The following is a 20063-nucleotide window of genomic DNA, read 5'->3' on the forward strand; positions in this document are numbered from 1 at the left end:
GCGCACCCTGGAGCGCCGCGAGGGGGCGCCGCCCTTCGTCTTCTACGAGGGGCCACCCACCGCCAACGGCCGGCCGGGCATCCACCACGCGCTCACCCGCGCCTTCAAGGACCTCTTCCCCCGCTACCGCCAGATGTCCGGCTTCCAGGTCGACCGCAAGGCGGGCTGGGACACCCACGGCCTGCCGGTGGAGCTCGAGGTGGAGCGCAAGCTGGGGATCAGCGGCAAGCGGCAGATCGAGGAGTACGGCGTCGACCGCTTCAACGCCCTCTGCAAGGCGTCGGTGAGCGAGTACATCGACGACTGGGAGGCGATGACCGAGCGGCTCGGCTTCTGGCTCGACATGGAGCACCCCTATCGCACCTACGACAGCACCTACATCGAGTCGGTGTGGTGGAGCCTCAGGCGCATCTGGGACGCGGGACTGCTGGAGCAGGACTACAAGGTGGTGCCCTACTGCCCGCGCTGCCAGACCTCGCTGAGCTCGCACGAGCTGAGCCAGGGCTACCGCGACCACGTCCCCGACCCGTCCGTGTACGTGAAGTTCCGGCTCACCGGCGAGGACGGCGACGTCTCGCTGCTCGCCTGGACGACGACGCCGTGGACCCTCCCCGGCAACGTCGCCCTCGCGGTGCACCCGGACGAGACCTACGTGCGGGTGCGCATCGAGAGCGGCGACGTGATCCTCGCCGAGAAGCGGCTCGAGGTGCTGCGCGGCGAGGGCGAGGTGGTCGAGCACATCCCCGGGTCCGCCCTCGTCGACCGGACCTACGAGCCGCTCTTCACCGAGATGCTCCCCGAGGGCCGCGCCTTCGTCGTGCTCTCGGCGCCGCAGCTGGTGTCGATGGACGACGGCACCGGGATCGTCCACACCGCCGCCGCCTACGGCGAGGCCGACCTCGAGCTCTGCCGCAGGGCGGGGGTGGCGATCCGCCACGTGGTCGGGCTCGACGGCTGCTTCCTCCCCGAGCACGCGCGCTACGGTGGCCTCTTCGTGAAGGCCGCCGACCCCCGCATCATCGAGGACCTGCGCGAGGCCGGCCGGCTGCTCCGGGCGGAGGTCATCGAGCACACCTACCCGTTCTGCTGGCGCTGCGACTCGCCGCTCATCTACTACGCGCTCACCTCGTGGTTCGTCCGCACCACCGCGGTGAAGCAGCGGCTGCTCGAGCACAACCGCAGCGTCGCCTGGCAGCCGCCGCACATCCGCGACGGCCGGATGGGCAACTGGCTCGAGAACCTGGTCGACTGGAACGTCTCGCGCAGCCGCTACTGGGGCACGCCGCTGCCGATCTGGATCTGCGAGGGCTGCGGCGCGCAGCGCTGTGTGGGCTCGACCGCCGAGCTGGGCCTGACCGTCGACGACGACCTGCACAAGCCGTTCATCGACGAGGTGGTGCTCGCCTGCGAGGCCTGCGGCGGGGAGATGCGGCGCTGTCCCGACGTCATCGACTGCTGGTACGACAGCGGCGCCATGCCCTTCGCGCAGTGGCACTACCCGTTCGAGAACGTCGAGCGGTTCGAGGCGCGCCACCCCGCCGACTTCATCTGCGAGGCGATCGACCAGACCCGCGGATGGTTCTTCACCCTGCTCGCCGAGAGCACCCTGCTCTTCGACAGGCCGGCGTACCGGAACGTCATCTGCCTCAGCCACGTGGTCGACAAGCGCGGCAAGAAGATGTCGAAGTCGCGCGGCAACATCATCAACCCCTTCGAGCTCTTCGACCAGTTCGGGGCCGACGCCACCCGCTGGTACTTCTACACCAGCGTGACCGCGGGCAGCGAGTACCGGGTCGCCCCGGAGCTGATCCAGGAGGTGGTGCGGCGCTTCATCCTCACCCTCTGGAACGTCTACAAGTTCTTCGTCGACTACGCGGAGATCGACGGCTTCGACCCCGCCGCGCCGGCGCCGCCGGTGCCGGCGCGCCCGGTGCTCGACCGCTGGGTGCTGGCCCGCCTCACCCAGACCGTCGACGGCGTCCGCGCCGCCCTCGACGCCCACGACGCAACCGACGCCTCGCGGGTCATCGAGAGCTTCGTCGAGGACGTGTCGAGGTGGTACGTGCGCCGCTCCCGCCGCCGCTTCTGGAAGACCGACAGCGACGACGACGACAAGCGCGCCGCCTACGCCACCCTCTTCACCGTCCTCGACACCCTGTCGCGGCTGCTCGCGCCCTTCATGCCCTTCCTCGCCGAACGCATCTACCGCAACCTCAACGGGCTCACCGGCGACGAGCCGCCGATGGAGGGCGTCGCCGACTCGGTGCATCTCACCGACTACCCGGTCGCCCAGGCGGTGATGCGTGACCCCGAGGTGATCGCGGAGATGGCCCGGCTGCGCCGCCTCGTCGAGGAGGGGCTGGCGGGGCGCGAGACCGCCCGCATCAAGGTGCGCCAGCCGCTGGCGGGGGCCACGGTGCTGGGCACGCCCCTCGACCCCGAGCTGGAGGCGATCTTCGCCGAGGAGCTCAACGTCAGGGCGGTCGGCTACACCCCCCGGGAGGGCGACCACGAGGGCGTGGTGCTCGACACCGAGCTCACCGACGAGCTGCGCCGCGAGGGGATGATCCGCGAGCTGAGCCGCAAGGTGAACGAGCTGCGCAAGCAGGCGCGCCTCGCCCTCGACGACCGCATCACCCTCGACGTCGACACCGGCGGGGAGCTGCGCCGCGCCGTCGAGGCCCACCGCGAGCACCTCGAGCGCGAGACCCTCGCCACCCGGATCGTGCTCCGCGACGGCGAGACCCCGGACCGGGACGGCGTCCTCGCCGAGTGGGAGGGCACCGTCGCCGGCCAGCACGTCCGGCTGGGGGTGGGGCGCTGAGCACCGGGGGACGTGCCGCCGGCTCGCCCTGGCGCGGCCTCTCCATCCTGCTCGGCGCGGCGATCGTGGTGTTCGCCGTCGACCACCTCACCAAGTGGCTGGTGGTGCGCGACATCGCCTACGGCGACCAGGTGCCGGCGAGCGGGCCGATCACCATCCACCACATCCACAACAGCGGGGCCGCCTTCGGGCTCTTTCCCGGGTTCCAGGCGGCCTTCCTGGTGGTGGCGCTGGTGGTGAGCGTGTACATCCTGGTGGTCGGCCACCGCGCCGGCAACGGCGTCCTCACCCAGGTCACCCTCGGCGCGGTGCTCGGCGGCGCCGCCGCCAACGCCGTCGACCGCTTCCGTCAGGGCTACGTCGTCGACTTCGTCGACCTCCACCGCTGGCCGGTCTTCAACGTCGCCGACGCCGCCATCGTCGTCGGCATCCTGATCACCGCGATCACCCTGAGCCGGCGTCCCGTCAACGCGGGCGAGCACGCGCGGTGACCGTGGTGGTGGAGCCGCAGCCCGCCGACGGAGCGTCCGCACCGCGCCTCGACCTCTGGATGGTGCGCGAGCGGGGGATCAGCCGGACCGCCGCCCGGGCGCTCATCGACGCCGGCCGGGTGCGTGTCGACGGCCGCCCCGGCCGTCCCTCCCAGCGCATCGAGCCGGGCACCAGCGTGGAGGTGGCCGACGCCCCCGCCGCCGGCGCGGTGCCCGCGGCGGCCGCGGCGGAGGGGGAGGAGGAGCTGCGGATCGTCCACGAGGACGAGTGGCTCGCGGTCATCGACAAGCCCGCCGGCCTGGTGGTCCACCCCGCCCCCGGCCACCCCACCGGCACCCTCGCCGACGCCCTGCGCCGGCGCGGCGACACCTGGTCGACCGCCGCCGGCGAGGACCGGCCCGGCATCGTCCACCGCCTCGACCGCTTCACCAGCGGCCTGCTGGTGGTGGCCAAGACCGAGGCCGCGCACCGGGCGCTCTCCGCCCAGCTGGCCGGTCGCACCCTGGGGCGCAACTACTGGACGATGGTCTGGGGCAGCCTCGCCGAGTCGAGCGGGGAGATCGTCGCCCCGATCGCCCGCGACCGGCGGCAGCGCCAGCGGATGGCGGTGGTCGACGGCGGCCGGGCGGCGCAGTCGAACTTCCAGGTGGTCGAGCGGCTCGCCGCGGCCACCGTTCTCGACGTCTCGCTGCGGAGCGGGCGCACCCACCAGATCCGCGTCCACCTCGCCTGGGTGGGCCGCCCCGTGGTCGGCGACCCGATCTACGGGCGCCGCGACGACCGCCACGCCGGCCGCCCCGCCCTCCACGCCCGCCAGCTCCGCCTCGTCCACCCCGCCGACGGCGCCGAGCGGATCTATGAGGCCCCGCTCCCCGCCGACCTGGTCGACCTGCTCCAGCAGGCCCGCGAGGGGACCCTGTGAGCGGGAGGGTGATCGTGCTGAGCGGGCCCAGCGGGGTGGGCAAGGACACCGTGCTCCACGCCCTCTTCAGCCGCGAGCCGCGGCTGCGGTACAGCATCTCCTACACCACCCGGCCGCCGCGGCCCGGCGAGGTCGACGGCGTCTCCTACACCTTCGTCGACGATCAGACCTTCCTCCGGCTCGAGCAGGCGGGCGAGTTCCTCGAGACCGCGGTGGTCCACGGCAACCGCTACGGCACCTCGCGCCGGCGGGTGGAGGCGATGGTCGCGCGGGGCGAGCACGTGGTCCTCAAGATCGACGTGCAGGGGGCGTCGGCGGTGCGCGAGCGGCTCTCCGACGCCATCTTCATCTTCCTGCTGCCGCCCTCGATCGAGGTGCTTCGCCAGCGGCTGCGCGACCGCGGCACCGACGACGACGACGCCCTCGCCCGCCGCGACGCCGATGCCGTCCGCGAGATGGCCGAGGCGGCCCGCTACGATCACCTCGTGGTCAACGACAGCGTCGAGCGCGCGGCGGAGCAGATCCTCGACATCGTTGAGGCCAGCTGTGGCGCCAACGCCGGCTGACCTGGCGGGCCGCCGGGTCGCCCTCTACGTCAGCGGCAGCATCGCCGCCTACAAGGCCTGCGAGATCGTCACCCTGCTGCGCCGGCGGGGCGCGGAGGTGCGGGTGGCGATGACCGCCGCCGCCGCCCGCTTCGTCACCCCCATGACCTTCCAGAGCCTCTCCGGCCACGCCGTCGCCGCGGACATCTGGGAGCCGGGGGAGGGGGGCCTCGCCGCCCACGGGATGGCCCACCTCGGCCTCGGCGGCTGGGCCGAGGTCCAGGTCGCCGCCCCCGCATCCGCCGACCTCTGCGCCCGCCTCGCCCTCGGCCTCGCCGACGACGCGGTCACCGCCACCGCGCTCGCCTGCGTGGCGCCGCTGCTGCTCGCCCCGGCGATGGAGACGCGGATGTGGGAGCACCCCGCCACCCGGAGCCACCTCGCCACCCTGCGCGGCCGCGGTGCGGTGGTGGTGGGCCCGGGAGCGGGGCGGCTGGCCAGCGGCGCGGAGGGCATGGGACGGATGGCCGAGCCCGCCGACGTGGTCGAGGCCTGCGCCGCCCTGCTCGGCGCCGGCGACGGCTCCCTCCCGCTGGCCGGACGCCGCCTGCTGATCACCGCCGGCGGCACCCGCGAGCCGGTCGACCCGGTGCGCTACCTCGGCAACCGCAGCAGCGGACGGATGGGCAACTCGCTCGCCACCGAGGCGCTGGCGCTGGGGGCGGCGGTCACCCTGGTCACCACCCTGGCGCCGCCCGCCCTCCATCCCCGCCTCGAGGTGGTGGGGGTGGCCACCGCCGCGGAGATGCTCGAGGCGGTGCGTGCGCACCTCGCCGCCGCCGACGTCCTGGTGATGGCCGCCGCGGTCGCCGACTACCGGCCCGCCGACCCCTCGCCGCGCAAGCTGAAGAAGGGCGACACCGCCCTGCGCCTCGACCTCGTCCCCACCGCCGACATCCTCTGCGCGGTGCGCGACCAGGCCCGCGAGCTGGGGGTGATGGTGGTCGGGTTCGCCGCCGAGACCGACGACCTCCTCGACAACGCCCGCACCAAGCTCGAGCGCAAGGGCCTGGAGCTCATCGTCGCCAACGACGTCGCCACCGGCATGGGCGGCGAGGAGAGCGCGGTGACGGTGCTCGGCCGCGAGGGCGTGGTCGCCGAGCTGACCCGTGCCCCCAAGCCCGAGGTCGCCCGGCGGGTGCTGGAGATCATCGGCGCCCGGTGGGCGGCCCGAGCGCAGGCCTGAGGGACGAAGCCTCCCCCGGTGAGAACCGTGGCGCGTCCACTCCACCCTCTCCGAATGGATGTTCGCTGTCAGAATCACCCCCGTGCCCGAGTGCTCCCTGCCCTACGCGACGGTCGTCCCCGAGCTGCGCTCGATCCTCCCACGGGACATCTTCACCTACTCGGTGGGCGCCGACCTCGACCTGAGCGCGGTGCCCGGGGCCCGGGTGCGGGTGCCGTTCGGCGAGCGGGAGGTGATCGGCCACGTCGTCGAGCGGGTCGCCACGACCGAGTTCGAGGCCCGGGCGATCGTCGAGGTGCTCGACGAGCCGCCCCCGCTGCTCCCCCACCTCGTCCTGCTGGGGCGGTGGGTCGCCGAGCGCTACCGGGCGCCGCTCGGCGAGGTGGTCAAGGCGATGCTGCCGTCCGGGGTGCGGTCCGCCCGTCCCCGGGGGCGGAAGCGGGGGCCGCGGAGCACGTCCCGCGGTGCCCGGGAGGCCGCCGAGACCGGCGAGGCCGAGGTCGCGCCGCCGCTCACCGACGCGCAGCGGCTCGCCGCCGCCCCGCTCCTGCTCGCCATCGCCGAGGGCCGCCACCACCGCCTGCTGCTCCGCGGGGTCACCGGCAGCGGCAAGACCGAGGTCTACCTCGTCGCCATCGCCGCCGCGCTCGCCGCCGGCCGCCGCGCCCTCGTCCTGGTGCCCGAGATCAGCCTCACCCCGCAGACCATCCGGCGCTTCGCCGCCCGCTTCCCGGGGCGGGTGGTGCTGATGCACTCTGGGCTCACCGACGCGGAGCGGGCGGCCACCTGGCGGCGGGTGCGCGAGGGCGGCGCCGACGTCGTGGTGGGCTCGCGGAGCGCGGTCTTCGCCCCGATCGCCGACCTCGGCGTGGTGGTCGTGGACGAGGAGGACGCCTCCGCCTACAAGCAGGACCGGGTGCCCCGTTACCACGCCGTCGAGACCGCCCTCGAGCTCGGCCGGCTGTGCGGCGCCCCGGTGGTGCTGGGGTCGGCGACGCCCCGGCTGGAGACCTTCTTCCGCGCCCACGGCGGCGACCTCGAGCTCGCCACCCTGCCCGACCGCATCGCCGGGCGGGCGCTGCCGCCGATCGAGGTGGTCGACCTGCGCGAGGAGCTGCGCGCCGGCAACCGCAGCCCACTCTCGCAGTCGCTGGAGCGCGCCCTTGCGGAGTGCGCCGGGGCCGGGGGCCAGTCGATCCTCTTCCTCAACCGCCGCGGCACCGCCACCGTGATCGTCTGCCGCTCCTGCGGGGAGGCCCTGGGCTGCCCCAACTGCAGCGTCGCCCTGGTCTTCCACCAGGGTCGCGGGCTCTGCGCCTGCCACTACTGCGGCGCGTCCCGGCCGCCGCCCCGGGAGTGCCCGGCCTGCGGCTCGCCGGCGATCCGGGCGCTGGGGATGGGCACCGAGCGGCTCGAGCGGGTGGTGCGCGAGCGCTTCCCCGCCCTGCGCCTGCTGCGGATGGACCGCGACACCGTGCAGCGGCGCGACACCTACTTCGAGATCTACGACACCTTCGCCCGGGGCGACGCCGACTGCCTGATCGGCACCCAGATGGTCACCAAGGGCTGGGACCTCGCCGGGGTGCGGCTGGTGGGGGTGGTCAACGCCGACACCGCCCTCCACCTCCCCGACTACCGGAGCGGCGAGGTGACGTTCTCGCTGCTCACCCAGGTGGCGGGACGAGCCGGCCGGGGCGAGCACTCCGCGCGGGTGATCCTGCAGACCTACAGCCCCGGCCACTACGCGGTGCGTCACGCGCTGGGCCACGACTACCTCGGCTTCGCCCACGAGGAGATCCGCATCCGCCGCGCCACCGGGTTCCCGCCCTACAGCCGGCTCTGCGTCTGCACCTTCTCGCACCGCGACGACGCCGAGGCGGAGCGCCGTGCCCGCAGGGCGGCCGAAAAGCTCTCTGGTACACTGACCCCCGGCTCGGGAGTCGACGTCCTCGGGCCGACGCCCGCGTTCCTGCACCGCCTTCGCGGCGAGTTTCGGTGGCAGATCACGGTGCGGGGGGCGTCCCTCCAGGAAGCGCTTCCCCATCTTCCGACAGACCGGGGCTGGAGCATCGACGTCGATCCCGCCCTCTGAGGATCAGCGTGGCGCTTCTCCGGATCATCACCAAAGACAACCCCCGCCTCCGGCTCAAGGCCAGGCGGGTGCCGAAGGTCGACGACTCGGTGCGCCGGCTGATGGACGACATGGTCGAGACCATGCTCGACGCCCCCGGGGTTGGCCTCGCCGCCAACCAGGTGGACGTGCAGCTCCGGGTCATCGTGATGAAGGTGGACAACCAGCTCTACACGCTGGCCAACCCCGAGGTGGTCCGCACCTCGGGCGAGCAGATCGGCCTCGAGGGCTGCCTCAGCGTCCCCGGCTTCGTGGGCGAGGTCGCCCGCGCCGACAAGGTCACCATCAAGGCGCTGAACCGCAACGGCAAGGAGGTGCGCATCAAGGGCGAGGGGCTGCTCGCGCGCGCCATCCTGCACGAGATCGATCACCTCGACGGCGTCCTCTTCATCGACAAGCTCACCAGCATCGACACCCTTCGTCCGGTGGCGGTGGGCAGCGAGGAGGATGCGATCGAGGAGTCCGAGGCGGTCACCCTCGCCGTCTAGGAGCCACCGTGGCGCTCCGCATCGCGTTCCTCGGCACCGCGGACTTCGCCGTCCCGTCGCTGGCGGCGTGCCTCGACGCCGGCTGTGACGTCGCCGCGGTGGTGACCCAGCCGGAGCGCCCCGGCGATCGGGGCCGCCCGGCGCCACGCCCGGTCGGCGACCTCGCCCGCGAGCGCGGCCTGCCACTGCTGCAGCCGTCGCGGATCCGCGAGCCCGCGGCGACCGCGGAGCTCCTCGACCTCGGCATCGACGCCCTGGTTGTTGCCGCCTACGGCCAGATCCTCCCGGCCGCGCTGCTGGAGGGGCCGCGGCTCGGCGGCGTCAACGTCCACGCCTCGCTGCTGCCCCGCTGGCGGGGGGCCTCGCCGGTGGCGGCGGCGATCCTCGCGGGCGACGCACAGACCGGGGTCTCGATCATGCGCATGGACGTGGGCCTCGACACCGGCCCGGTGTACGCGATGCGCGCCACCCCGATCGCGGCCACCGAGGCCACCCCCGAGCTGACCGGGCGGCTCGCAGCCATGGGCGCGGACCTGCTCGTCGAGGTGCTCGCCGGGCTCGAGGCCGGCACCGTGACCGCCGAGCCGCAGGACGGCGCCGCCGCCACCCTCGCCCCCCGGCTGCGCCGCGACGACGGCCGGGTCGACTGGTCGGAGGTCGGCGCCGCCGAGGTCGACCGGAGGGTGCGCGGGCTCGACCCCTGGCCCGGGGTGACCGCCCCGCTGGGGGGAGCGGAGGTGCGCCTGCTCGCCGGCGCGCCGCTCTCGCGGGGCGACGACGTCGGGCCTCCCGGCACGGTGCTGCGCACCGATCGCGAGGTCGCCGAGGTGGCCACCCGTGACGGCGTCTACGCGGTGCGGCGGGTGCAGCCGCCGGGGCGCCGCCCGATGGACGCCGCCGCCTACCTGCGCGGCCGCCGCGCACCCTCGCCATGAGCGACCCCAGCCGCCACCGCTTCGCCGGCGCCGACCGCGAGGCCGTCTACCGGGCCATCCACCAGCGCCGCGACGTCCGCCACTTCCGCACCGACCCGGTCGACGACGCCCTCGTCTACCGGGTGCTCGCCGCCGCCCACCGGGCCCCGTCGGTCGGCTTCATGCAGCCCTGGACGTTCACCGTGATCCGCTCCGAGGCGACCCGGGCGAGGGTGCACGGCCTCTACCTCCGCGAGCGCCAGGCGGCCGCCTGCTTCTACGACGAGCCGCGGCGCACCGAGTTCCTGGCCCTCAAGCTCGAGGGGATCCGCGAGGCGCCGGTGAACATCTGCGTCAGCTGCGACCCGACCCGCGGCGGCACCCACGTGCTGGGGCGCAACAGCCAGCCCGAGACCGACGTCTACAGCACCTGCTGCGCGGTCGAGAACCTCTGGCTGGCGGCCCGCGCCGAGGGCCTCGGGGTGGGCTGGGTGAGCATCATCAAGTCCGGCGAGCTGCGCGAGATCCTCGGCATCCCCCCGCACGTGGTGCCGGTCGCCTACCTCTGCCTGGGCTGGCCCCAGCAGCTGGGACCCCGGCCGATGCTGGAGGAGGCGGGCTGGCGCGGGCGGCTGTCGATGCAGGGCCTGGTGCGCCTCGAGCGTTACGATGCCGCCCCCGCGCCCGGGTCGGAGGCCGCCGCGGCGATCGCCGCCGCCGAGGCCGAGATCGCCCGCTGGGAAGCGGCCCCGGACCCGGTCTGAGTACAGAGCAACCATGGCGACGAAGAAGAAGTCCGAGCCCGACGGCACCCTGGCGCGCAACCGCCGGGCGTCGCACGAGTACGCCATCCTCGAGACCTTCGAGGCGGGGGTCGAGCTGACCGGCACCGAGGTGAAGTCGCTGCGCGCGGGCCGCACCCAGCTCACCGAGGGCTACGTGCGCGTCGAGGGCAACGAGGCCTGGCTCATCCAGGTCCACATCAGCCCCTACGCCCAGGGCAACATCGCCAACCACGACCCCGAGCGGCGGCGGCGGCTGCTCCTCCACCGCCGCGAGATCGAGTACCTCGACGGCAAGGTGCGCCAGCAGGGCCTGACCCTGGTGCCGCTGCGGATGTACGTCAAGGGCAACCGCATCAAGCTGCTGATCGGGCTCGCCCGGGGCAAGAAGCTCTGGGACAAGCGGCAGGCGATGGCCGAGCGCGACTCGAAGCGCGAGGCCGACCGGGTGGCCGCCCGGCACTAGTCCGGGCTCAGAGGCTAGACCGCGGCGCTGTGGGCGAGGCCCGGGGGCTCCTCCTCGTCGCCGGGATCGAGCACGTCCTCCGCGAGCATGCCCTCCTCGTCGTCCTCGTCCTCGGCGGCGGCGGTGGGCACCGGCCGGTTGGAGCGGGTCTCGATCACCACCTGTGCGGCGAGGGCGTCGATCGCGGCGCGGAGGTCGCGCAGCCCGTCCCCGGTCACCGAGGAGATCACGATCGGCTCGGTCTCGGCGATCTGGCGGAGGCCGGCGACGACATGGGGCAGCTCGGCGGGAGGTACCAGGTCGGCCTTGGAGACCACCAGGAGCGCGGGCTGGTCGGCGTCCATGGAGTGGAGCGTCTCCAGCACCGTGGTCAGCTGGCTCTGGGCCTCGGGGTGCGACGCGTCGACCACGACCGCGAGCATGCGGGCGGCGCGCACCTCCTCGAGGGTGGCGGCGAAGGCCTGGACCAGCTCGGTGGGCAGGTTCTGGATGAACCCGACGGTGTCGGTGAGGATCACCCGGCGCGAGGACGGCAGGCTGAGCAGTCGCGAGGTGGGGTCGAGGGTGGCGAAGAGCAGGTCGTCGGCGAGCACGTCCGAGTTGGTCAGCCGGTTGAGCAGCGTCGATTTGCCCGCGTTGGTGTAGCCGACCAGCGCGCAGGTGGCGAGGGGGACGTCGAGCCGCGCCTTGCGCTGGGTGGTGCGCCGCCGCTCCAGCTCCTTGAGGCGGACCCGCAGGCGCTTCAGCCGCTGGCCGACGAGGCGGCGGTCGACCTCGATCTGGGTCTCACCCGGGCCGCTGCGGGTGCCCACGCCGCCGCGCTGGCGCTCGAGGTGGCGCCAGCCGCCGGCGAGGCGGGGGAGGAGGTGCTCGAGCTGGGCCATCTCCACCTGGATGCGCCCCTCGGCGGTGCGCGCCCGGCGGGCGAAGATGGCGAGGATGACCTCGGTGCGGTCGAGCACCGGGACCTTCCAGGCGGCCTGCAGGTTGCGCTGCTGGCGGGGGGTCAGGGAATCGTTGACCAGCACCGCGGGGCGGTCCAGCTCACCGAGCGCCGCCTCCATCGTCTCGACGGTGCCGGTGCGCAGATAGGTGGCGGGATGGGGCTCGCGGAGCTGGATGAGGCGCCGGTCGGCGACCTCGGCTCCGAGGGTGCGCGCCAGCTCCTCGAGCTCGTCGAGCTGGATCTCCGCACCCTCGCGGCGGTTGCCACCGCTGTGGGTGCCGATCAGGGCGACCCGGGTGATCGTGGCCCCGACGGTGGGGTCGGCGCCGCTGAGAGTGGGGGGCTGGTTCGGGGTCTTGGTCTTGGTCTGGGCCATGATGTAGAGACTACGGGAAGGCTACCCCCGCGAACCGTGTTTGAAGCAGGGTCGGCGGGGTACCATGACAGCCTCACGCGGTCGCATGCCCGCCTGCCTGGCACCCCGGTGATGGGGGCGTATGGTTTCGACGGGGTCGTGGATTGTGGGATGGCGAGCCGAGCCCCGGGCTCGTAAAACCGGGAAAAATATATGTGCGAACAGCACTCCCGCCTACGCTCTCGCTGCCTAAGCCAGAGTAAGGCAAACGCTCAGGCTTCGGCCTGACGTCGACCGGACCCTCGGCCTCGGGGTCCGGACCCGACGTTAATACCAGCGGTCTTGCCGCCCGGTGGCGCCACGGCGCCGGGCGGGACATCCACCGTGGCTGGCCCGAGCACAGCCTGGTCCCAGGGCGTTGCTCGGGTGAGATCAAAACCGGGACTACGCTCGTAGAGGTCTCACGGGACGCGGCTTCGGACCCGGGTTCGATACCCGGCGCCTCCACCACCGGGGTCGACTCGGAATCGGCCCCGGTGGCGGCCCACCTGGTCAGCACGGCGGCCTCGACGATGAGGCTGTACCGGATCACCGGGTCCAACCTGCTGCCGCCCCTGCCCGGCGGGCGGTCATGACCTCAGCCCCGCCTCACGTGTCTGAGCACAGTAGGCGTGGAGCGCCTCGCACACCACGGAGCCGCGCTCGAGGCGCTCCTCATCGGTCGAGCAGCCGTCCCGAACACCGGTGAACAGCGCGAGGACACCTGGCGACTCCAGCGGTGTCGTGTCCTCGTGGGGGAGGTCGGCGCCACGGACGATCGCCGCCATCCGCCGCAGTCCCTCATCAGCCAGCTCGTACGTCTCGATGAGGGCGTCGAGAGTGCAGCGCCCGCGGCGGTGCCCGAGCTCCGCCCCCCGAAGATCGAAGGGGATTCCGTCGACGGCGCTGACCTCGACGTTCCGGGGGATGAAGCCGAAGGTCGCCTCGGGGTCGACGAAGCGGCGGATGGCCCAGGCGGTGGCGATGCGGTCGACGTGGATGCGCTCGCGGGTGACGTAGTGCACCTCGGCTCTCCTAGGCGCCTGGAACGCTGTCGGTCACCGGCGTCAGCTTGCGGCTGATGCCCTGCCGGAAGGCGAGGCATCGGTCGATGGTGGTGGCGGCCTCGCGGCGGCCCGGAGCGTTCAGGTAGTCACGGGTACGGATCTTCTGGAAGCGGCGTTGGAGGGCCACGAGCTCGTTCTCGGTCCGCAGCCGCACCGCGTAGTCGGCGTCGGTCCCCGGGCCAGGGTGCTCGCCGGCTCGCCGGAGGAACGTCATCGCGTCCTCTCGAAGGGCGTCGTACTCCGCCTGGCGGTCGGCGATGATGCGGGCCCGGATGCGTCTCTCCTCGCCGCCCGGGAGCCGCGTCACCGGGAGCACCCAGGCATCGCCCCCGTGCTGTTCCACCTCCTGCGCCAACCAGTCCAACTGCTCCTCCAGCTCCTCGGTGAAGGGCAGGGCGGCGGCGCCGGGCGTGAGGACGGTGGCGCCGAGCCGGCGAAGCGATCGCCACATCCCCACCCGCTCGGTGCTGCCGCCGGTGGGCAGCCGCCAGGCCAGGACGAGCCAGGTTGGGGAGGGTTGGGCAGGCATCGCGGTGCCAGTGTATGCGAAAGGTAGCGTAGGCTACTTATCGAGCTCTGGGCGTGGTCCTCCCTCCCACGCCCTCAGCGGTGCAGGAGGAGACCCGCACCGGCGCAGCCGAGCACGATGAACGGCTCCTTGACCTTCAGCTTCCAGATCAGGGCCAGGCTGGCCAGCGCGATGGCCGTGGTGGCGAGGTCCACGACAGCGCCCCGGATGAGGACGATGGTCGCTCCGGCGATGGCGCCCGCCGCCGCGGCCGTGGCTCCCTTGACGAACGCCTTCAGCTGGCTGTTCTCCCGGTGGCGGATGAACCAGCGCCCCGGGACCACCACGCCGAGGTAGATCGGCGTGAAGATGGCGACGGTCGCCACCACCGCTCCGGCGAAGCCGGCCACCAGGTAGCCGATGAAGGCCGCCGTGATCACCACGGGCCCTGGCGTGATCAGGCCCATGGCGACGGCGTCGAGGAACTGACGCTCGGTCAGCCAGTGGTGGTCGTGGACAACTCCCTCGCGCAGGAAGGGGACGATCGCCAGGCCGCTGCCGAAGATGAACGTCCCCGCCTTGAGGAAGAACAGGCCGAGGGTCGCAAGGGTTCCCGCGGACAGCGTCACCGCGGTCGCCGCAACCAGGCTGGGATGGCTGCCGCCGGAGGGAACGAGCAGAGCCGCGCGTCCCGGGAGTCGCAGCCAGCGCGGGGGCGCCTCGGCGGCCACCATGAGCAGACCCGCCCCGATGAACAGCAGGGCGATCTCGGCTCCGGTCGCGGCGGTGATCGTCATGATCACCGCGGAGATGGCCCACAGCCTGGCGTCACGTCGATTGGTGAGGCGGGCCAGCTTGATGGCGGCGAGGACGATGATCGCCATGACCCCTGGGGCGATGCCGTAGAAGAGCGCCTGGACGACGGGGACGCCCTCGTAGTGCACGTACACGACGGCGACGCTCACGACCAGGATGAAGGACGGGAGGATGAAAGGCAGGGCGATGATCGCGGCCCCCGGCGCTCCCTTCCGCAGGTAGCCGACCCACATCGCCACCTGCGCCGCAAGGGGTCCCGGCATCATCTGGCCGAGGGCGACCCCGTTCAGGAACTCCTGCCGGTCGAGCCATCGGCGACGCTCCACGAGATCGCGCTGCATGTAGCCGACGCTGGCGATGGGGCCGCCGAATCCGAAGGTGCCCAGATAGAGGAAGTACCGCAGCAAGGCGGCGAAGCTGCCCACGGGAGCCGGCGAGGCGGCGTCCACGCCGCTCCCGTCCGCATCGACCACGGTCGGAACAGCGGCAGCCGTTCTGCGCTGCCTCAGCCTCCCGAGCATGACGTCCCTCGGTGGCGTTGCTGGAGGATGGGAATCGTAGCCTACGCTGCAGACCATACTCAACCGGTCCGGCCTGAACGCCCCTCAGCAGGCTGCTGGAAGCTGATTGAGTGGGGCCGTGGCGTCGATGAAGAGCGTCACCACCCCTCCCTGAACAGGGTCCGACGGCAGGATGATGGCGCCGTCCACGACGCCGTCGGGGTCATCCCCTGCCAGGGCCCGTGCCAAGGCCGCGCTTCGATACTGGATGTGCTCACAGCCGAACTGCACCGTGTCGTGGACGAGTACGGCGTCGCCCGGGAGCTCGCTTCGGAAGGCTGCCCTGGTCTGGCTGACGCCGATCGGGGGGATGTGATTGACGCGGTAGCTGATGACGCGGCCTGCGGGGGTGCAGAGCACATGGCTGTACCTGTCCAGGCCGTCGTTGAGGTACGGAAGGTAGAAATCGGCGCGCAGGGGATCCATCTCGTGATGGGCATTCCACGCCGCGAGGGTGGCGCCGAATGCGACCAGGGCATCGGCGGGTACAGCGGCTGCAGGTGAGCAGCGGGTCGTTGCGGGGCCGGATGGCGGGGGGGACGCCGTGGCCAGCGGCGTGCTCGCCGGTATCGGCGACGGAAAGGGTGGAACGGTTGGTGTCCGAGGTTCATCGCTGCCACATGCAACGAGCAGGACCACGAGCGTCAGGGCGATCAGGGCCGCCGGCGCCGCAGTGGTCGGGGCCAGCGCGCGGCACCCCCCGGGCCGGCTGGGCTTCCCGCGCATGGGCCGAGCCTACGCCGGTTGACGATTAGCATGGGTGGGTGCCTGTCGAACAGCCGCCCGGTGTGGTGGTGGGACCGGACGGCGTGGCCCGCTGCTGGTGGGCGGGGAGCGACCCGCTCTATGTGCGGTACCACGACGAGGAGTGGGGCCGTCCCTGCGGCGACGACGTGCGGCTGTTCGAGAAGCTCTGCCTCGAGGGCTTCCAGGCGGGGCTCAGCTGGCTGACCATCCTGCGCAAGCGCGAGCACTTCCGCGCCGCATTCGCGGGATTCGACATCGACGCGGTGGCCGGCTTCGGCGACGCGGACGTGGCCCGGCTGCTCGGCGACACGGGCATCGTCCGACACCGCGGGAAGATCGCCGCGACGGTCAACAATGCCGGCCGCTGCAGGGCTCTGCGCGAGGAGTTCGGCAGCCTCGCCGCCTACGTCTGGGAGTACGAGCCGGCCACCACCGACCGGGCCCGGGCGATGAGCGGGGACCTGCGGACGCGGGGCTGGTCGTTCGTGGGTCCGACCACCGCGTACTCCTTCATGCAGGCGATGGGACTGGTCAACGATCACCTCGACGGGTGCGCGGCGCGGGAGCAGGTCGAGCGTGACCGGGTCGGGTTCCCCAGGCCGGTGCGCCGATCCGGGCTCAGCGCCGCGCCGTGACCACCCAGACGCTGCCGGGCAGCGCCACGCCCTCGGGGCCGGCGAAGGGGGCGAGCGCCGTCTGCACCGCGGTCCGGGCGCGTCCCTGCACCTCGGGTGCGGCGGCGGCGTAGGCGGCGCGCACCGGGAGCACCGACAGCGCGATCTCCCCGACGCTCCCGGCCTCGCCGGGGCCGGCGAGGCGGACCGGCCGCTCCCGGCCCTCGACGGCGATCTCCGAGAACCCCGCCCGCTCGAGGATGGCCCGCGTCACCCCGGCCTCGGCGAGGGCGAACGGCGAGGGCGAGCCCGGCGCGGGAGCCGGGGGCGCCTCGAGGATGCCCGAGACCGCTGCGATCGGCACCGAGAACCACGGGTTCCGGTCGGGCGCCTGCCAGCAGACGAAGGCGAGCCGTCCCCCCGGGCGCAGCGCCGAGCCGAGGTTGGCGAACGCCGCCACCGGGTCGGCGAAGAACATCACCCCGAAGCGGGAGTGGACCAGGTGGAACGCCCCTGCCGGCAGCTCCGCCACCTGGGCGTCGGCGCGACGCAGCTCGACGGTGCCGAGGCCGGCCGCGGCGACCCGGCTCCGGGCCAGGTCCAGCATCACCTCCGAGATGTCGATCCCGACCACGCGTCCCGCCGGTCCGGTCCGCGCGGCGAGCTCGAGGACGGTCGCCCCGGTGCCGCAGCCGGCGTCGAGGACCCACTCGCCCGGGGCGGGTGCCCCGGCGTCGAGGCTGAGCTCGCCGAACGGCCCGACCAGGGCGTCGAGCCGCTCCTGGTGCTCGACCCAGGCGGGCCCGGCCTCGTCGTTCCAGAACCGCTCCTGCTCGGTGTTGGCGTTCACCCGGACCTCCGCATCGCTGCCGCGTGGTGGTGGAGCGCATCCCCGCACCCTAGACTCCGATGATGCCCGCCGACGATCCGCTGCGTGTCGTCGCCTCCTGGATCGCCGGCGCCCGCGAGGTGCTGGTGTTCACCGGCGCGGGCATCTCCACCGAGTCCGGCATCCCCGACTTCCGCGGTCCCAACGGGATCTGGCGCACCCGCGACCCGGCGCGCTTCACCATCCAGAGCTTCCTCGCCGACCCCGAGGTGCGCCGCGAGACCTGGCGCAACCGGCTGGAGTCGCCGGTCGACACCGCCCGGCCCAACGCCGGCCACCGCGCCGTGGTCGACCTCGAGCGGGCCGGCCTGGTGCGGGTGGTGGTGACCCAGAACATCGACGGTCTCCACCAGCAGGCCGGGTCGGCCGACGTCATCGAGATCCACGGCACCACCCGGCGCGCGGGCTGCCTCGACTGCGGTCTGCGCCTGCCCATGGAGGTGGTGCTCGACCGCGTCCGCGAGGGTGACGACGACCCCCACTGCGAGGCCTGCGGCGGGCTTCTGAAGTCGGCGACGATCAGCTTCGGCCAGGCGCTGATCGAGGCCGACGTCGAGCGCGCGATGGCGGTGGCGGAACGCTGCGACGTCTGCCTCGCGGTCGGCTCGACCCTCTCGGTGTGGCCCGCCGCCGGCGTGCCCCTCGCCGCCGCCCGCCGCGGCGCCCGCCTGGTGATCGTCAACGACGGCGAGACCGACCTCGACGAGGCCGCCAGCGCCCTCATCCATGGTCGTTCCGGGGACGTGCTCCCCGCGCTGGTGAGCTCCGTCCTCGGCCCTCGTGCCCAGGGGGAAGGCTGTCAGCGACGAGGGAGCTGATGGCCTGGGGGAGTCCCCCTCCATCCTGCGCGTGAGCGCAGCGAGCCAGGGCCGCATGGTCACGGGGCGCTGGCGGCCACCCAGGCCGGGCTGGCGACCCGTACTCTATGCCGCATGTTGCGGCGACGACGTGCGAGCCGACCCCCGGAGCCGTCGCCGGTGCGGGAGAAGCGCACCCCCTGGGAGATCGCGAGGGCCTGGATCATCCCGGTGATCGGCGGCATCACCCCGGTGCTGCTGATCGTGGTGAACATCGCCGCCTTCATCGTCCAGCACCTCAGCGCCTTCCGCTGGACGATCAGCGTCCTCGCCGTCGTCAGCGGCATCATGCTCGACTCGTGGACGGCGCTGAACATGTACCGGGCGCTGCGGGCGCGCTTCCCCTCGCATCCCCTCCTCCAGGACAGCAACCAGGAGCTGCTGCTGGTGGTGAGCATGGGCGTGATCATCGTGCTCTCCTTCATCAGCGGCTACTTCTGTTACCAGGGGCTCGGCGACGCCTCCAACCTGCCCAACCGGCTGACGTTCGTGACCGGCGCGGTCGCGATCGCCACCCCCATCCTGCTGGTCCGGCTGTTCGCCCACCTCAAGCAGCGGTCGCAGGGGCAGCAGCGGCCCCCGTTCACCGCCCGCGACCGCGATCAGCCGCCGCCGCCGGCCCCGTCCACCGAGACCTCAGCCTCCGCCACCGGCTACACCCCGCCGCCGCGCTACCTGCCCCCGTCCTGAGCGCCGGGGCGCCGCCGCGCCGATGAGGCTGGACGGAGCCGTCGCCCTGGTCACCGGGGCGTCGAGCGGGATCGGCCGCGCGACCGCCCTCGACCTCGCCGCCGCCGGTGCGACGGTCGTCGGCGTGGCCCGCCGCGAGCCCCTGCTCCGCGACCTCGCCGCCGAGATGGCGAGGCGGGGCACCCCGGGGGAGACGGTGGTCTGCGACGTCACCGACGCCGCCGCGGTGGAGCGCACCGTCGCCGGGGTGGTGGAGCGGCACGGGCGCGTCGACGTCCTCGTGAACAACGCCGGCGTCGGGCTCCACCGCGCGCTCCGCGACTGCACGGTCGCCGACCTCGAGCGGGTGATGCGGGTCAACTACCTCGGCGCCGCCGCCTGCCTCCTCGCGGTGCTTCCCCACATGACCGCGCGCCGGCATGGGGTGGTGGTCAACGTGGCGTCGATCGCGGGGGCGATCCCCTGGACGTGGGAGGCGGGCTACTCGGCGTCCAAGGCCGCGCTCCTCGCGCTGAGCGAGGCGTCCGCGCCGGAGCTCGCCCGCCTCGGAGTCCACGTCTGCTGGGTGAACCCGGGCGTCGTGCGCACCGACATCTTCACGGCCGAGGCGGTCCGCCACCTCCCGCCGAGCGCGGCGCGGACCCGGCTGGAGCCGGGGCGGGTGAGCGCCGCGATCCTCGACGCGGTGCGGCGCGAGCGCGCCTCGGTCACCGTCCCGCGGTCGCTCGCGGTCGCCGCGGCGCTGCGCTCCGTCCTCCCGGGCCCCTTCCGGGCGGGCGTGCGCCACACCTACGAGGCGACCCTCCGACGCGACCGGCGAGGCGATCAGCCCGAGTAGGTCGCGGCCCCCGGTGGTGTCGCCGGCCCCCGCGGTGTCGCCGGCGGCGGGTCGAACTCGTACCCGTCGCGGACCGATACCTCTAAATGCATCTACCGATCGCCTGCCGCCCGTCGCAATATCTGTCGCGTATCGACCATCTCTAGATGTAGGACGGGAGCCTCCCACCGGCTTCCGGGGGGGGCGAGGAGGATGGATGGCGGAACCGGGTCGACCGCTGGTCGCCGCGCGTTCCCACGGGATGGAGCTGTGGCGCCCGCGCGAAATGTCCATGAGCCGCGAGGGGAACAGATGATCGCCCGGCGTCCACGCCGCTGGTCCGTTCGG

Annotated in this window: 20 protein-coding genes and 1 other RNA gene; 15 read left to right on the forward strand and 6 right to left on the reverse strand. The window is 73.2% G+C overall.

From position 1 onward, the window contains the following. The 10 genes from ileS to smpB form a co-directional block, all read left to right on the forward strand. On the forward strand, positions 1-2824 hold a 2824-nt coding region (ileS, locus tag VGL20_17880; protein HEY2705556.1), incomplete at its 5' end, for an isoleucine--tRNA ligase. Further along, complete coding sequence (gene lspA, locus VGL20_17885; protein ID HEY2705557.1) at positions 2773-3315, forward strand: signal peptidase II; 543 nt, start codon at positions 2773-2775, stop codon at positions 3313-3315. The genes ileS and lspA, both read left to right, overlap by 52 nt. Next, complete coding sequence (locus VGL20_17890) at positions 3312-4238, forward strand: RluA family pseudouridine synthase (GenBank protein ID HEY2705558.1); 927 nt, start codon at positions 3312-3314, stop codon at positions 4236-4238. The genes lspA and VGL20_17890 overlap by 4 nt, the downstream gene beginning before the upstream one ends. Next, entirely contained in the window at positions 4235-4804 is a 570-nt protein-coding gene (gene gmk / locus VGL20_17895; GenBank protein HEY2705559.1) for a guanylate kinase, read from the forward strand. The genes VGL20_17890 and gmk overlap by 4 nt, the downstream gene beginning before the upstream one ends. Beyond that, positions 4785-6029, forward strand: a complete 1245-nt coding sequence (gene coaBC / locus VGL20_17900) for a bifunctional phosphopantothenoylcysteine decarboxylase/phosphopantothenate--cysteine ligase CoaBC (protein HEY2705560.1) — start codon at positions 4785-4787, stop codon at positions 6027-6029. Before gmk ends, coaBC begins: the two co-directional genes overlap by 20 nt. An 82-nt stretch (positions 6030-6111) precedes the next feature. Continuing rightward, on the forward strand, positions 6112-8121 hold the full coding sequence (gene priA, locus VGL20_17905; GenBank protein ID HEY2705561.1) for a primosomal protein N': 2010 nt from the start codon (positions 6112-6114) through the stop codon (positions 8119-8121). An 8-nt stretch (positions 8122-8129) separates the two neighbouring features. Then, positions 8130-8648, forward strand: coding sequence for a peptide deformylase (gene def / locus VGL20_17910; protein ID HEY2705562.1), 519 nt, complete (start codon positions 8130-8132; stop codon positions 8646-8648). 8 nt (positions 8649-8656) lie between these two features. Continuing rightward, a complete protein-coding gene (gene fmt / locus VGL20_17915; protein HEY2705563.1) occupies positions 8657-9583 on the forward strand; it encodes a methionyl-tRNA formyltransferase in 927 nt (308 codons plus the stop codon). Further along, entirely contained in the window at positions 9580-10326 is a 747-nt protein-coding gene (bluB, locus tag VGL20_17920) for a 5,6-dimethylbenzimidazole synthase (protein ID HEY2705564.1), read from the forward strand. Before fmt ends, bluB begins: the two co-directional genes overlap by 4 nt. 13 nt (positions 10327-10339) lie before the next feature. Then, positions 10340-10810: an SsrA-binding protein SmpB gene (gene smpB, locus VGL20_17925; GenBank protein HEY2705565.1), complete on the forward strand. Its 471-nt coding sequence runs from the start codon at positions 10340-10342 to the stop codon at positions 10808-10810. 14 nt (positions 10811-10824) lie between these two features. Here the strand turns inward: smpB and hflX are convergent, their stop codons facing one another. Further along, on the reverse strand, positions 10825-12132 hold the full coding sequence (gene hflX, locus VGL20_17930; protein HEY2705566.1) for a GTPase HflX: 1308 nt from the start codon (positions 12130-12132) through the stop codon (positions 10825-10827). A gap of 113 nt (positions 12133-12245) precedes the next feature. Here hflX and ssrA point away from each other — a divergent pair. After that, positions 12246-12621: a transfer-messenger RNA gene (gene ssrA, locus VGL20_17935) on the forward strand. A 119-nt stretch (positions 12622-12740) separates the two neighbouring features. Here the strand turns inward: ssrA and VGL20_17940 are convergent. The 4 genes from VGL20_17940 to VGL20_17955 form a co-directional block, all read right to left on the reverse strand. Further along, the gene (locus VGL20_17940) at positions 12741-13175 is read right to left on the reverse strand and encodes a chromate resistance protein ChrB domain-containing protein (protein HEY2705567.1); all 435 of its coding nucleotides are present in this window, start codon (positions 13173-13175) and stop codon (positions 12741-12743) included. 10 nt (positions 13176-13185) lie between these two features. Further along, positions 13186-13746, reverse strand: coding sequence for a Chromate resistance protein ChrB (locus VGL20_17945; protein HEY2705568.1), 561 nt, complete (start codon positions 13744-13746; stop codon positions 13186-13188). Positions 13747-13820: 74 nt separating this feature from the next. Further along, positions 13821-15014, reverse strand: coding sequence for a chromate efflux transporter (gene chrA / locus VGL20_17950; protein HEY2705569.1), 1194 nt, complete (start codon positions 15012-15014; stop codon positions 13821-13823). Between the two features lie 132 nt (positions 15015-15146). Next, positions 15147-15527 carry a hypothetical protein gene (locus VGL20_17955; protein HEY2705570.1) on the reverse strand — a complete coding sequence of 127 codons (381 nt, stop codon included), beginning with the start codon at positions 15525-15527 and terminating at the stop codon, positions 15147-15149. A gap of 338 nt (positions 15528-15865) precedes the next feature. Here VGL20_17955 and VGL20_17960 point away from each other — a divergent pair, with 338 nt between their 5' ends. Next, the gene (locus VGL20_17960) at positions 15866-16483 is read left to right on the forward strand and encodes a DNA-3-methyladenine glycosylase I (GenBank protein ID HEY2705571.1); all 618 of its coding nucleotides are present in this window, start codon (positions 15866-15868) and stop codon (positions 16481-16483) included. On the opposite strand, the gene VGL20_17965 is transcribed toward VGL20_17960, so the two are convergent. Continuing rightward, entirely contained in the window at positions 16467-17312 is an 846-nt protein-coding gene (locus VGL20_17965) for a class I SAM-dependent methyltransferase (protein ID HEY2705572.1), read from the reverse strand. The two genes, VGL20_17960 and VGL20_17965, sit on opposite strands and share 17 nt — an antisense overlap. Positions 17313-17374: 62 nt before the next feature. Between VGL20_17965 and VGL20_17970 the strand changes: the two genes are divergently transcribed. From VGL20_17970 to VGL20_17980, 3 genes are all read left to right on the forward strand, one after another. Continuing rightward, complete coding sequence (locus tag VGL20_17970) at positions 17375-18169, forward strand: NAD-dependent protein deacylase (protein HEY2705573.1); 795 nt, start codon at positions 17375-17377, stop codon at positions 18167-18169. 159 nt (positions 18170-18328) lie between these two features. Next, positions 18329-18898, forward strand: a complete 570-nt coding sequence (locus VGL20_17975) for a hypothetical protein (GenBank protein HEY2705574.1) — start codon at positions 18329-18331, stop codon at positions 18896-18898. 22 nt (positions 18899-18920) lie between these two features. Next, positions 18921-19736: an SDR family NAD(P)-dependent oxidoreductase gene (locus tag VGL20_17980; GenBank protein ID HEY2705575.1), complete on the forward strand. Its 816-nt coding sequence runs from the start codon at positions 18921-18923 to the stop codon at positions 19734-19736. Positions 19737-20063 lie beyond the last annotated feature (327 nt).

The sequence above is a fragment of the Candidatus Dormiibacterota bacterium genome, assembly GCA_036495095.1.
Classification (GTDB): domain Bacteria; phylum Chloroflexota; class Dormibacteria; order Aeolococcales; family Aeolococcaceae; genus CF-96.